Source organism: Mesorhizobium sp. XAP4 (genome assembly GCF_029269325.1).
Lineage (GTDB): Bacteria > Pseudomonadota > Alphaproteobacteria > Rhizobiales > Rhizobiaceae > Mesorhizobium > Mesorhizobium ciceri.
Genome location: NZ_JARIXW010000004.1, coordinates 656,072 through 668,973, shown reverse-complemented (window position 1 = coordinate 668,973; position 12,902 = coordinate 656,072). Strand labels below are relative to the sequence as shown.

At 62.8% G+C, this 12,902-nt stretch carries 13 protein-coding genes; 7 read left to right on the top strand and 6 right to left on the bottom strand.

All coding sequences use genetic code 11. From position 1 onward, the window contains the following. Positions 1 to 41 precede the first annotated feature (41 nt). The gene (locus tag P3C39_RS20685) at positions 42 to 1,235 is read left to right on the top strand and encodes an amidohydrolase family protein (RefSeq protein WP_063170105.1); all 1,194 of its coding nucleotides are present in this window, start codon (positions 42 to 44) and stop codon (positions 1,233 to 1,235) included. A 3-nt stretch (positions 1,236 to 1,238) separates the two neighbouring features. Here P3C39_RS20685 and P3C39_RS20680 read toward each other — a convergent pair whose 3' ends face one another. Next, a complete protein-coding gene (locus tag P3C39_RS20680; RefSeq protein WP_063170104.1) occupies positions 1,239 to 1,823 on the bottom strand; it encodes an amino acid synthesis family protein in 585 nt (194 codons plus the stop codon). Then, positions 1,820 to 2,404: an amino acid synthesis family protein gene (locus P3C39_RS20675; protein ID WP_063170103.1), complete on the bottom strand. Its 585-nt coding sequence runs from the start codon at positions 2,402 to 2,404 to the stop codon at positions 1,820 to 1,822. The genes P3C39_RS20680 and P3C39_RS20675 overlap by 4 nt, the downstream gene beginning before the upstream one ends. A 253-nt stretch (positions 2,405 to 2,657) precedes the next feature. Here P3C39_RS20675 and P3C39_RS20670 point away from each other — a divergent pair, with 253 nt between their 5' ends. From P3C39_RS20670 to P3C39_RS20645, 6 genes are all read left to right on the top strand, one after another. After that, entirely contained in the window at positions 2,658 to 3,662 is a 1,005-nt protein-coding gene (locus P3C39_RS20670) for a BMP family ABC transporter substrate-binding protein (RefSeq protein ID WP_013530296.1), read from the top strand. Positions 3,663 to 3,750: 88 nt separating this feature from the next. Beyond that, the gene (locus tag P3C39_RS20665) at positions 3,751 to 5,328 is read left to right on the top strand and encodes an ABC transporter ATP-binding protein (protein WP_275953943.1); all 1,578 of its coding nucleotides are present in this window, start codon (positions 3,751 to 3,753) and stop codon (positions 5,326 to 5,328) included. After that, positions 5,325 to 6,365 carry an ABC transporter permease gene (locus P3C39_RS20660; protein WP_082826652.1) on the top strand — a complete coding sequence of 347 codons (1,041 nt, stop codon included), beginning with the start codon at positions 5,325 to 5,327 and terminating at the stop codon, positions 6,363 to 6,365. Before P3C39_RS20665 ends, P3C39_RS20660 begins: the two co-directional genes overlap by 4 nt. Next, positions 6,353 to 7,339: an ABC transporter permease gene (locus P3C39_RS20655; RefSeq protein ID WP_013530293.1), complete on the top strand. Its 987-nt coding sequence runs from the start codon at positions 6,353 to 6,355 to the stop codon at positions 7,337 to 7,339. The genes P3C39_RS20660 and P3C39_RS20655 overlap by 13 nt, the downstream gene beginning before the upstream one ends. Positions 7,340 to 7,350: 11 nt before the next feature. Then, on the top strand, positions 7,351 to 8,364 hold the full coding sequence (locus P3C39_RS20650; protein WP_127366108.1) for a nucleoside hydrolase: 1,014 nt from the start codon (positions 7,351 to 7,353) through the stop codon (positions 8,362 to 8,364). Further along, a complete protein-coding gene (locus P3C39_RS20645) occupies positions 8,361 to 9,308 on the top strand; it encodes a nucleoside hydrolase (RefSeq protein ID WP_024502284.1) in 948 nt (315 codons plus the stop codon). Before P3C39_RS20650 ends, P3C39_RS20645 begins: the two co-directional genes overlap by 4 nt. A gap of 19 nt (positions 9,309 to 9,327) precedes the next feature. On the opposite strand, the gene P3C39_RS20640 is transcribed toward P3C39_RS20645, so the two are convergent. From P3C39_RS20640 to P3C39_RS20625, 4 genes are all read right to left on the bottom strand, one after another. Then, positions 9,328 to 10,470 (bottom strand): hypothetical protein, encoded by a 1,143-nt coding sequence (locus tag P3C39_RS20640; protein ID WP_275953944.1) that lies wholly within the window; start codon positions 10,468 to 10,470, stop codon positions 9,328 to 9,330. 325 nt (positions 10,471 to 10,795) lie between these two features. Further along, positions 10,796 to 11,335, bottom strand: coding sequence for a prepilin peptidase (locus P3C39_RS20635; protein WP_275953945.1), 540 nt, complete (start codon positions 11,333 to 11,335; stop codon positions 10,796 to 10,798). Position 11,336: 1 nt separating this feature from the next. After that, positions 11,337 to 11,879: a tetratricopeptide repeat protein gene (locus P3C39_RS20630; RefSeq protein WP_275953946.1), complete on the bottom strand. Its 543-nt coding sequence runs from the start codon at positions 11,877 to 11,879 to the stop codon at positions 11,337 to 11,339. 53 nt (positions 11,880 to 11,932) lie between these two features. Then, on the bottom strand, positions 11,933 to 12,883 hold the full coding sequence (locus P3C39_RS20625) for a type II secretion system F family protein (RefSeq protein ID WP_275953947.1): 951 nt from the start codon (positions 12,881 to 12,883) through the stop codon (positions 11,933 to 11,935). Positions 12,884 to 12,902 lie beyond the last annotated feature (19 nt).

The window sequence follows — 12,902 nt, the reverse complement described above, 5'->3', positions numbered from 1 at the left end:
GCGTCCAGTCCTTTTTTCCATAACAGCAAAAGTGAGAACCGATGTCGTCCGACCTCCAGTCGTCTGCCAACACGCTCGTCGTCCGCAATATCGGTCTCATGCTGAGCGGCGATCTCGCACAACCGATCATCGACGCCGACACCATCGTCGTGAGCGATGGACGCATATCAGGCATTGGCAAGGCAGGCGACATTGATGGCGGCAGCGCGGCGACGATCATCGATGCGATGGGCTGTGCGGTCGCGCCGGGTCTTATCGACAACCACGCCCATCCGGTGGCCGGCGACTGGACGCCCCGGCAGAACCAGATCGGCTGGATGGATTCGACCGTGCATGGCGGCGTCACCACCATGATCTCGGCGGGGGAAGTCCACACGCCGGGCCGACCGCGCGATCTTGTCGGGCTGAAGGCGTTGGCGATCGCGGCGCAGCGCACCTTCTCCAACTTCCGTCCGAACGGCATGAAGATCCTGGCCGGGGCACCGATCCTGGAACCCGGCCTTACCGAGGAAGACTTCCGCAGTCTCGCCGAGGCCGGCGTGACGCTTGTCGGCGAGGTCGGGCTTGGCGGCGTCAAGGATGGGCCGACCGGCCGGAAGATGATCGCCTGGGCGCGCAAATACGGCATGACCTCGATGACCCACACAGGCGGCCCGTCGCTGCCCGGCTCCGGCCGCATCGGCGCGGATGTCGTGCTGGAGGTCGACGCCGACATCGTCGCCCACGTCAATGGCGGGCCAACCGCCCTGCCCGAGGCGGAAATACGGCAGATCTGCGAGAAGGGTTCGAGGGCGCTTGAAATCGTCCATAACGGCAATCTGCGCACCGGACTGTTCGTGCTCGACCTGGCAAGGCAGCGCGGCGAACTTTCGCGCGTCATCCTCGGCACCGACAGCCCGGCCGGATCCGGCGTCCAGCCGCTCGGCATCCTGCGGACCCTGACCATGCTGGCTTCGCTTGGTGGTATCGCGCCGGAAGTGGCGTTCTGTTTTGCCAGCGGCAACACGGTGCGCGTGCGCGGACTGGATGATCGCGGCATCATCGAGGTGGGGCGCGCCGCCGACCTGATCTTCATGGATCAAGCGATCGGCGGTGCCGGCGACGGGCTGCTCGACAGCGTGGCGCTCGGCAATCTTCCAGGCATTGGCATGGTCGTGATCGACGGCGAGGTGCGGACAGGCCGGAGCAGAAATACGCCTCCGGCGATGCGGGTGCCGGAAGTCCTGGCGGCCTGACGGTCAGCCGACGCCGTCAATGCCGACAATCTTGTCCTTGGTCAGCCCGCCGACGCGCGGGTGCGGCCTGCCGGAATCGGTGACGGCGATAGCGACGACGATCTCGTCGGCACGCGGTGCGTCGGGAACACGAACCTCCATGCCGTCGAAATGGCTGCGCACCCGCGCCGCGTCCTTGTGGCCGAGCGGAATATCGAGCGGCACGCCGAGGCCGCCGCGCTTCTTCGATGAGGGAATGAGCGCGGCGCCCTTGCCGAGCACGTCGCGGAACGGGGCGCCGAGCTTTGGATGAAGGATGGCGGCGGCATGTTCGAGCTCGCCATCGGCGCCGACGGCGGCCGCCTTGCCGAAGCTCTCGACCCGGTTGCCGGCAATGCCCAGAGCAGCGACGGCGCGCCTGGGCAAGATATCTCCCAACGCTTCGCCGATGGCGCTGAGTGCCGACAGATCCTCGACGTAGGTACCCGCATAGGGGTTGCGGATGACCGCAATGGCTGCGGCACGCCGCGTCGGCGGATCGACGGGCCGCCCGCCTTCGATCCGGGTTTCCTCGACGATGGTGATGATACGGCGGATTTCCGGGCTCATCGCAGTCCGTCCTCACCCTTGATGTCGGCGGCGGCAAGGCCGCCGACCCGTGCATGAACGCGTGCGCCGGTGGTCATCGCCAGGATGACCGCCATTTCATCGCTGCGCGGCGCATCGGCAATGCCGATCTCGATTGCATCGAAATGGCTGCGCACATAGGAGGCGTTTATGTGCGTGATCGGGATGTCGATGCGCGTTCCGGGGCCGCCGACTTTCTTGGTCGAAGGCACGATCGCCTTGGCATTGCCGAGCAGTTCGCGCATCGCGTAGCCGCCCGGATTGTGCCAGAGCGCGCCATGTTCAAGCTCGCCGGCGGCGCCGACTATGGCACCCTTGCCATAACCTTCGATGGCCTGGCCGCCCTCACCAATGGAGTCGATCAGGCGCCGAGCCATATCGAGACCGAGCGGCTTCAGGTCTTCCATGAAGCCGGTGATCTCTTCGACATAGCGTCCGGCAAAAGGGTTGGCGATGAGCGCGACGATCGCGCCTCGCTTGAGCGGACGTGCCGCGTGGGGTCCGCCCTCATGGAATATCTCTTCGATCTGAACCAGAAATTTCCTGACCACCACAGCCGGCATTGTTCTCTTCCTTCATCCCGTCGTTCATAAAACTCGTTAGAGTATCAACAATTATGCCTATCGACATTTGTCAAGCACAGACGTCGAGCAAGCGGGCGAAGGGCCAAGAAAACTGCATCGGATGACGATTGACAGCCTGTTAAGCCGCTCCTAAACTCATATGACCATCAACGAACTCGCCGTTGTCCCGGCGATGTGTGGGGGATGGTCAAAGCGTGGCTTCAAAAGCTGAAAAAAGCTGAAGGGGAATGACATGAAAAGGGCGCTCAAGAGTTTATTTCTGGCCGGCACGATGCTTGCCATTTCGTTCGGACCGGCCGCCGCACAGGCCAAGGTTTCCGTGGCCGCGATCTCGGGATATTTCGCACAGGGTTTTGGCGTTTCGATCGTCAACGGCCTCAACAAGGCCAAGACCGATTTCGGCATCGACCTCAAGCTGGTCGACACCGGCAATCGCGCGCTCGACTACCAGCAGCAGTTCGAGAATCTCGCCAAGGGCAAGCAATACGACCTCATCTTCGTGATGGGCTGGGAGTTGGTGGACTCGCTGCAAAAGGTCAGCGCCGAATATCCCGACCAGCGCTTCGTGTTCATCGATGGCGTCCTCGACAACCCCAAGATGATCTACGCCAATTTCGCCGAGGAGCAGGGATCCTTCGTCGCCGGCGCGCTTGCTGGCATGATCGAAGCTAAGGGCACCGCCTTCGACAAGATCGGCGACGGCAAGGCCATCGGCTTTGTCGGCGGCCGCGATATCCCGGTGATCCGCAACTTCCTGGGCGGCTACGAGCAAGGCGCCAAATATGCCGCGCCCGACGTCAAGGTGAACTCCGTCTTCGCCGGAACCTTCGACGACCCGGCCAAGGGAAGCGAACTTGCCCAGGCGCTTTACGGCCAAGGCTCCGACATTGTCTACAACGTCGCCGGCCCGACGGGTGAAGGCGTGATGCAGGCAAGTGCCGCGGTCGACAAATATTCGATCGGCGTCGACATCGACATGTGCGGCTCGGCCCCCGGAAATGTGCTCGCCAGCATGCTGAAGCGCGGCGACATCGCCGTCTATACGCTGATCAAGGACGAGGTCGAGGGCCGCAAGATCACCGCCGGCACCCGCACTTTCGACCTCGCCTCGGGCGGTGTCGAGGTCAAGGTCTGCGATGACATCGCCGCCAAGATCCCGGCAGAGATGACCGCCAAGCTCGACGAGATCAAAAAGGGCATCGTCGACGGCAAGATCGTGATCGCCAAGGCGAAATAAGCCAACACCAGCGCCTCCCTCCCAAGAAAGCGCTAGACTGATCCGCCGCGGCTTGCCGCGGCGGATCAGTGTCCAATCTGCGAGAGCCATGTTGTCGAACACGCCGGGGTCGCCGACCCTCCACAGCAATGCCGCGATGGCCGTCGAGTTGACCGGCATCACCAAGCGTTTTGGCGCATTCGTGGCCAATGACGGCATCGACCTTGCGGTCCGCCGCGGCGAGATCCACGCCATCATCGGCGAGAACGGTGCCGGCAAGACGACGCTGATGAACATCCTGTTCGGCCTCTTGCAGCCGGACGAAGGCTCGATCCGGCTGAACGGTGAAGAGATCGTGATCGCCGATCCGTCCGTCGCGATAAAGGCCGGCCTCGGCATGGTTCACCAGCATTTCAAGCTGGTTCCCTCGCTCTCGGTTGCCGACAACGTCTTTCTCGGCATGGAAATCCGTCGCCATGGACTTATCGACCACGCTGCGCAGGTGGCGCGAACGCGCGACCTGTCGAAGCGCTTCGGCCTGCAGGTCGATCCGACCGAGCGCGTCGGGCTGCTCTCGGTCGGCATAGAGCAACGCATCGAAATCCTGAAGGTCCTGGTGCGCGGCGCGCGCACCATCATCCTCGACGAACCGACCGCGGTGCTGACGCCGCAGGAAAGCCGCGAACTGTTCCAGACGCTGCGCAGCTTCGTGGCCGAGGGCATGACGGTGATCTTCATTTCGCATCACCTGGAAGAGGTGATGGAAGTGTCCGACACGGTGACGGTGCTGCGCAACGGCAGGAAGGTGGCGACCCGGCCGACGGCCGAGCTCAGCAAGGACCAGTTGGTGCACATGATGGTCGGCCGCGAGGTCAGCTTCGACCGCCGGCCGCGCGCTTCGCTGCACGGCGACGTAGTGCTCGAAGTGAAGGATCTGTGGGCGCGCGACGATCGCCTGCTGCCGGCCCTTCGCGATGCCAGTTTCACGGTCCGCTCCGGCGAGGTGGTGGGGATCGCGGGTGTGGCCGGCAATGGACAGACGGAGCTGGCGGAAGTGCTTTCGGGCCTGCGGCCGGCAAGCCATGGCGGGGCCTGGCTGAAGGGCCAGAATCTCACCGATCTCTCGCCCGCCGCGATCCGCCAGGCAGGCCTCGCCCATGTTCCAGGCGACCGCATGGTACGCGGGGTCGATCGCAACGGTTCGATAGCGGCCAACACCCTGATGGGCCGCCAGCATCGTGCACCATGGAGTCGTGGCGGCATGCTCAACTGGAATGCCATAAATCAAAACGCCGAAACGCTGATCAAGAGCTTCGATATTCGCGCGCGCGGACCGAGCGATGCGGTCAAGCGGCTTTCGGGCGGAAACATCCAGAAGGTCGTTCTGGCACGCGAATTCACCAATGGCGCCGATTTCCTGCTGATCGACCAGCCGACGCGCGGCGTCGACATCGGCGCCCAGGAGGCCATTCATGACGAGATCATGCGCCAGCGCGCCGCCGGCCGCGCGATCCTGCTGATTTCCGTGCAACTCGACGAACTGGCCGCCCTTGCCGACCGCATCCTGGTGATGTTCAACGGGCGGATCATGGGCGAGGTCTCTGGCGATGACGCCGACGAGGAGCGCATCGGCATGATGATGGCAGGCGTGGCCGCACCGGAATTCGCCGCGGAGACCGCATCATGAAAGACCATTTGCATGCCGTTTCCGGCCAGGTCATCGCCATCGGCGTGGCACTGCTGATGGGCGCGATCATCATCCTCATGGTCGGCGAAAGCCCGGTGCGTGTGTTCATGACACTGTTGCGCGGCGCCTTCGGCGATCAGGAGAAGATTGCCGGGACCTTGCTGCAGACGACGCCGATCCTGATCTGCGGTGTCGCTGCCTGCATCGGCTTGCGCGGCGGCATGTTCAACGTCGGCATCGAGGGCCAGCTGTTCCTCGGCGGCTTCGCCGCCGCCTGGGTCGGCTTTGCCATGCCCCTGCCCGCGGGCATCCACACGCTGGCAGCACTGGCGCTGGCGATCGTGGCAGGCGCGGCCTGGGTCGCCATCCCCGCCTATTTCCGCGCCCGCTACAACACCAACGAGGTCGTCTCGACGATCCTGTCGAACTACGTGGCGGTGCTGCTCACATCCTATTTCACCATCTTCCTGTTCAAGCGGCCGGGCGGCTGGTCGGAGACGCCGCCGATCCTGGCGACATCCTATCTGCCGGAGATCTTCACTTTTTCGCGGTTGAACTGGGGCCTGGTCATTGGCCTGGTGCTGGCGGTCGGCGCGGCCCTTGTCTTCCGCTACACCAGATGGGGTTACGGCGTCACGATGGTCGGCTCGGCGCCGAAATTCGCCGAATATGGCGGCGTCAACGTGAAACGGCAGGGCTTCCTGGTCCTGCTGCTTTCGGGGGCCGTCGGCGGGCTGGCCGGCGGCGTCGAGACGCTCGGCGTCCACCACCGCTTCATGGAAGGATTTGCTCCCGGTTTCGGCTTCGACGGGCTGATCGCCGCCCTGCTCGCCAATGGCTCGCCGGTCGCCACCATCTTCACCGCACTGTTCTTCGGCGCCCTGCGCAACGGATCGCTGCTGCTTGAGGTCGATACCAGCGCGTCGCGCGAAATCATCACCGTGATCCAGGCGCTGATCATCCTCAGCGTGTCGGCCCAGGTGCTGGTGAGAAAGCGCGGCGACAGCCAGGCAGGGGAGCGGCGATGGAAATTCTAGACAAGCTCATCAACGTCGCGCTGATCGCGGCGACGCTTCGCACCACCGCGCCCATCCTTCTGGTCGCGCTTGGCGGCTCGTTCACCACCAAGGCCGGCATCTTCAACATCGGCCTCGAGGGGCAGATGCTGGTCGGCGCCTTCTTCGCCGTCCTTGGTTCGATCTGGACCGGTTCCGCACTGGCGGGCGTCGCCTGCGGCGTTGCGGCGGCGCTCGTCTTCGCCCTGGTTTTTGCTGTCCTGGTGGTGAGCTTCAAGGCCAATGAAGTTGTCGTCGGGCTGGCGCTCAACATCCTGGCCGGCGGCATGACGATCTCGCTGATGAAAGCGATCTTCGGCACGCGCGGTTCGATCGTCGGTCATGGCATCGTCGGCCTGCCGAAAGTCCAGCTGCCCGGCGCCCGCGACCTTCTCGGCTCCTGGGCGCCGCTGATCTCCGGCTTCACGCCGCTCGTCTATGCCGCCTTCATCGCCGTGCCGCTGCTGGTCGTCTGCTACAACAGGACGCGGCTCGGCCTCTATATCCGCGTCGTCGGCGAAAAGCCGGAAGCCGCCGAGGCGCTTGGCATCTCGATCACCCGCGTCCGCTACATCGCATCCCTGCTGTGCGGATTGCTGGCGGGCCTCGCCGGCGCGCATCTGTCCCTCGGCTACATCACCATGTTCACCGAAAACATGTCGTCGGGCCGTGGTTTCATGGCGGTGGCGATCCTGATCTTTTCCAACGGCGATCCGCTGAAGGTGCTGGCCGGCTGCCTGCTGTTCGGCTTCGCCGATGCCTTTTCGTTGCGCCTGCAGACGTTTGGCTATCCGTCCTACCTGGTTCTCACCGTCCCCTATGTCGTCGCGCTGATCGCATTGTTCGCGCTGTCCTACCGGGCGCGCCCGAGGATCATCGCGGAGACGCTGGAATCGATGCGGAAACTGCTGTCGGTAGACAGGAACACCGAACCCGGCGGCAAAAATCCCCAGTGAAGGAAGCCTTTATGGAACGCATAATCCTCGACGTGGATTCAGCCGGCGACGATATTCTCGCCGTGCTGTTTGCAGCGGTCAATCCCAAACTCCGGCTCGAGGGTGTCACCACCGTGACCGGTGCGGCCGGCCCGATCGAACAGGTCACCAACGTCGTCCTCAACACGCTGACGCTCGCCGGGCGTGACGACATCCCGGTTCACGCCGGTGCGTGGCGGCCGATCGTCGGCAACGCCAAGGCCGACATGGAGGCGCCGGTGCATTTCGAAAAACGGCTCGTCGCCCGCTTCGGCGATCGCCTGAAGAAGTTCAACCCGCCGGCGCCGACGCCGGTGCGGCAGGCCACGTCGGGACATGCGGTCGATTTCATCATCGAGACGGTCATGCCCAATCCGGGCGAGATCACGCTGGTGACGACCGGCCCGCTGACCAACGCGGCGATGGCGCTGTTGCAGGAGCCGCGATTGACCGGTGCACTCAAGCGGCTGATCGTGCTCGGTGGCAATTTCCAGACGCCGGGCAACATCACACCCCTGTCGGAGTACAACATCTGGGCCGATCCGGAGGCTTCGCGCATCGTGCTCAACGCCGATGTCGAGAAGATCCTCGTCCCCCTCGACATCTGCGAGGACAACCGCGTCGCCGACTCGATGCTGACGCGCGACGACATCGCCGACATGCAGGCCGTCGCCAGGGACAATCCCGTCCTTGAGATGATCGCCGACAGCTTCCCGATCTACATCGACATCTGGCGCGAATTCTTCGACCTCGTCGGGTTCCCGATGGATGACGTGATCACCGTGGCGCTGGCTTTCGATCCCGGCCTGGCGACGATGACCGAGCCGCTGTTCGCCGACGTCGTGCTCGACGGCAGGCTGGCGCGCGGCCAGACCGTCGCCTATCGCGGCCGGCAACTGCTGCCCGGCGGCGGGCCCAAGACCACCCGCATCTGCACCGGCCTGGACGGCCGGCGTTTCCTCGACGGCTTCAAGAAAACCATAGCGCGCTACGAGCGGGCGGCGTGAAAGACGACATGATGACCAAGCCAACTCCTATCCTGTTCGACTGCGACCCCGGCCACGACGACGCCATCGCGCTGGTCATGGCGCATCGCTCGCCGGCCATCGAACTCATCGGCGTCACCACGACCTGCGGCAATGCGGAGGTCGAGAAGACGACCGCCAACGCCTTGCGCATCCTGGAGTATATCGGCGCCGGCGACGTGCCTGTCGCGCAGGGCTGTCACCGCCCGCTGGCGCGCCCGCTGGTGCTCGGCACCGCCGATGGCCCGAGCGGGCTCGAGGGCTCGCCCTACCTGCCGCAGGCGACGATCAAGCCGGTTGACCAGCATGCCGTCGATTTCCTGGCCGACAGGCTGCGCGCCGCGCCCGAACCGATCCTGGTCGTTGCCACCGGCCCGCTCAGCAATATCGGCCTGATGATCCTCAAGCATCGCGACGTGCTGCCCAAGATCAAGGAACTGATCTGGATGGGCGGCGTGTTCTACCGCAAGAGCGAGATCATCACGCCGACCGAATTCAACGCGTTCTGCGATCCCGAAGCGCTGAAGATCGTGCTGGACAGCGGCGTGCCGATCCTGATGGTCGGCCTCGACGTCACCATGCAGGTGCTGATCGAGGCGCCGCAATATGCCGAACTCGCCACCATCGACACGCCGCTCGGCCGGCTCGTCAACGACTGGCTGCTGTTCTACGAGAAGCTGCACCGCAACTCGATGGGCGTCGGCGGCGCCATGCACGATCCGCTGGCGCTGGCGCTGGCCATCGACCCGACATTGGTGCGCACGCGCCCTGCCCATATCGGCGTCGATCTGTCCGGCACCTACGCCTTCGGCGCGACCATCGCCGACTACTGGGGCGAGCGCGGTGAAAAGGACAATGCCCGCATCGCCCATGAGGTCGACGCGGACCGCTTCTTCAAGCTGATGTTCGATCTCCTGCGGGACTGAACATCCAACGGACTGAGGGTTAGCGGAACAGATATTTCGAGACTTCCGGGTTGCCGCGACGCCACATCACATTGTCCAGGAAGTAGTGGTGCACGTTGATGAATATCCACGCGATGAAGAGGAAAAGCGACGAGCCGAGCACCTGTTTGTCGTAGGGAACCAGGGCACTCAGCGCCATCGGCACGAGCCAGAAACCGAGAGCACCGAGAATTGTGCCGGCGACGATGAATATCAGCACCCGCAGCCTGTACATCGGCCCAAGAATGGACAGCACCCTGAATTCCGGATCCTTGACGGCATCCGCGCGGTCGCGCTCGACATTGGTCTGGTAACGCCAGACGACCGCCAGATACTGCAACGAATGGAGCGCCGGCACCACGAGCAGCCAAAGCGGATTTAGAGCCACGAACAGAATCCAGGCATAGAGCGACACGACGTAAGCGACGACGCCGTTATACGGCAGCGCGCCGCCATGTTTGCGCCAGCGATTGACGAACATCACGGCGGTGGCCGCCGAGGAGGCAGCGGCGACCGCGAGCGCGATGTTGAGGAGCCAGGGCGGGACAGCGAATGTGTAGTAGTCCAGGCCCCAGTACTGCCTTTCGGTGATCACCACGTTTGTCTGGAGCCAGGCGAACAGCCACACGGCATAACCGTTGAACAGCAGCACTTTCTTGTCCTGATCGCTGAAGAATTTGCGCTTCAGCACCGCGTCCACCATCAGCATGCCATAGCCTTGCTTGACGTAGTGCCAGCCGACGAAAAAGCCCATCGCGTTGGTGGCATATCCCAGCAGGCGGGCGTTGCCGGTTACGGAGCCATAGGCGAAGAAAGCGACCATGATCATTGGGACGGCAATGCCCGCGATGATGTAGCGGATCTGGAGACTTCTGTCGTATCCGTCACCGCGCACCTTGCGTGCGAAATTGCGATAGAAAATCTGGTAGGAATGGGCAAAATGTGGATGGTTTATCAGATTGGCGAGCAAGAGCATTACCGCCGCCACAACGCCCTCGTATCTAAGAGGCACAAAGAACAGGATCGGCAGGATCAGGAACGCGCTCCCGCCAAGCATTAAAAAATCGATGAACGGACCAAACAGATATTTCTGCGGGGGTGCCGCGACTGAAACCGGGGCATCCGCCAAAAGGTGAAGTGCCATGCTGCCTTCTCCCTGTGATCGTTATTTAGCCATCGACCCGGCTTCTCGACAAGCTCTCCGTGACCGGACCCACGGCTCCGAACTTCGACGAAAGGCCTGGCGGGAGCCAGTTCGGCAGTGTCGTCGTTTTTGTGCAGGGCAGCGCGATAGGAATTTTTTCTTGACTCCCTGCACTCAGCTATGGTACATTTTTGTCCATGGTGCTGATTTGCGCCAGTGACCCGCCGCACAGGCGGGTTTTTCGTTTGTTCCGTCAGCCAACGCGCCGGCGAAGGCTTCGGGGAAATGTCGATCGCAGCGCGTTCAGCCGCGCGAACTGTCGAGGTCAGTTGAGCTGATTGAGGATCCCAGAACTGCTCGCCAGGATCAAGCTCTTGTAGATCAGGAACGCCAGCGTACAGATCGCGGCCAGCGAGATCGGCACGCCGAACGGCACCACCCCCTTACGGTCCAGATGCTGGACGATGAGCCGAAAAGCGCCCGCCGGCAGCAGGAAGGGGTTTTTCACGATCGCCGCGGTGGCCAAGGCGAAAACCAGAAGCAGCACCGAAAACACCGCGAGACCGCTGCCGCCGACCAGGAAGGGTACGACTGCTATCAGCTTGACATCGCCGGCGCCGATCTTGCGCAAGGCCCAGAACGGCAAGAACGCGACGAACAACAGAAGCCCTGCACCGGCGCTCAGTCCCATGTCCCACCACGACCCGGACTGGAGCGACAGCAGCAGCAAGCCCCCCGCGCCCAGGCAAAGCAGCAGCAGCACGTCGCGATTGGAAATCTTCTGGGTGGTAAAATCGACCCAGGCAATCCTTGCCAGCAGAGGGATTGCGAGCACCTTCAGCAGCAGTGCTTCGACGAGCAGCATGCTAGCGCTCGATATTCTGCACGCTGGACGACAGCAGCTTCAGATTGTTGGCGACGGTCGGGTCGTTGGGCGCCAGTTCGTAAGCCTTGAGGAAGTTCGAGCGGGCATCCTGCAACTTGCCGCGCAGCAGGTAGGAATAGCCGACGTTGTTGTAATATTCGGGCGTCGCGCCGACCAGCTTGAAGGCCCTGGCATAGGCCTTGTCGGACAGGTCGAAGCGGTGGATCCGGTCGGTGCAGGCGGCCAGCCCCATCCAGGCGTTGCCATCATTGGGCGCCAGTTGCGTCGCCTTGAAGAACAGCGCGCCGGCATTGCCGTAATTCTCGGCACGGAACTGGTTCTTGGCTTCGGCAACGGCCTGGTCCGAGGCGTAATACTCGACGTCGCTGACCGTCTTCAGCCCGTCGAAAGCATCGCCAAAAGACGTTACGTCGCCCTTCGACGGCTCGTTGGTGCGCACGACACCGTCGGTTGTGTCCGCCGTCTGGCAGCCGGCAAGCACCGCCATGAGCAGACAGGCCGCGGCCGCGATAACCCTCTTCATAGATGTGTCCCCTGGGGTCCCCGACTCACATTAGGCGCAAATGATATACCAAACTAGAAGAAAATGCCCTTCATGCGAATGATGACCGGCAGCATGATGACCATCATGACGACCGGAAAGATGCATAGCCCCAACGGAATCATCATCTTGACCGGCAGGGAGTTGGCGCGTTCCTCTGCACTCAGAATTCGTTGCCCGCGCATTTCGGCGCTATAAACACGCAAGGCATCGGTGAGGCTGGTGCCCAGTTCTTCCGATTGACGGAACAGCACGGCCAATGCCCGCGCCTCGTCAAGTCCGATGCGATCGGCGAGTTCACGTAGCGCTTCCCGCAACGGCTTGCCGGCACGCAACTGCAAATTCATGATCGACAGCTGTATTCCCAGCCATTTGTGGGTGGCGGCCATTTCATGGCTGACGCGTTCGACTGCCCCCTCCAGGCTCATGCCGGCATCGGCGCAGGTGATCATCATGTCCATGAAGTCGGGGAAGGCTCGGCGATAGATCTGTTTCTGGCCGTTCTCGAAACGGTCGAGCAGAATGGCGGGAAGCACCATGCAGGCGAGGCCGAACAGGGCAGAACCGGCAAGGGTGATGAAACCCGGCAGGTGCGGCGGCAGAGCCCGCGATAGGAGTGCATACATTGCAAGGAAACCGACGCAGACGGCGGCCAGGCGGCACAGCGTATAAATCAGCGGTGCGCTTGATTGATAAAAGCCGGCGCGAAACAGCTTCGCTTCCAAGGCGTTTGGCTCTTCCCGCTCCTTCTCGATCGACTTGAAGTAAGCATCGACCGGCCGTTGCGCTGCAAGCTTGGCAAGCTGGTCTTGTCCGAGCATGGATCGGCGGTCTGTAATTCCTTCGCCCATCAGGCTCTGTGCGACGAGCTTTCGTGTCTGCAGAGCCGGGAGGAAGACAAGCGCACCGAACAGGAAGAGGGACACCGCCGCCACAAAGACGGCAATGGACACCAAGAAACCCAGGTCCTGAATGTTGGAAAACAATTTCTTTCGTCGCTCCCAG

Coding starts and splice junctions, on each gene's coding strand:
- P3C39_RS20685 (WP_063170105.1), top strand. CDS start 42: ATGTCGTCCGACCTCCAGTCGTCTGCCAACACGCTCGTCGTCCGCAAT.
- P3C39_RS20680 (WP_063170104.1), bottom strand. CDS start 1,823: ATGAGCCCGGAAATCCGCCGTATCATCACCATCGTCGAGGAAACCCGG.
- P3C39_RS20675 (WP_063170103.1), bottom strand. CDS start 2,404: ATGCCGGCTGTGGTGGTCAGGAAATTTCTGGTTCAGATCGAAGAGATA.
- P3C39_RS20670 (WP_013530296.1), top strand. CDS start 2,658: ATGAAAAGGGCGCTCAAGAGTTTATTTCTGGCCGGCACGATGCTTGCC.
- P3C39_RS20665 (WP_275953943.1), top strand. CDS start 3,751: ATGTTGTCGAACACGCCGGGGTCGCCGACCCTCCACAGCAATGCCGCG.
- P3C39_RS20660 (WP_082826652.1), top strand. CDS start 5,325: ATGAAAGACCATTTGCATGCCGTTTCCGGCCAGGTCATCGCCATCGGC.
- P3C39_RS20655 (WP_013530293.1), top strand. CDS start 6,353: ATGGAAATTCTAGACAAGCTCATCAACGTCGCGCTGATCGCGGCGACG.
- P3C39_RS20650 (WP_127366108.1), top strand. CDS start 7,351: ATGGAACGCATAATCCTCGACGTGGATTCAGCCGGCGACGATATTCTC.
- P3C39_RS20640 (WP_275953944.1), bottom strand. CDS start 10,470: ATGGCACTTCACCTTTTGGCGGATGCCCCGGTTTCAGTCGCGGCACCC.
- P3C39_RS20635 (WP_275953945.1), bottom strand. CDS start 11,335: ATGCTGCTCGTCGAAGCACTGCTGCTGAAGGTGCTCGCAATCCCTCTG.
- P3C39_RS20630 (WP_275953946.1), bottom strand. CDS start 11,879: ATGAAGAGGGTTATCGCGGCCGCGGCCTGTCTGCTCATGGCGGTGCTT.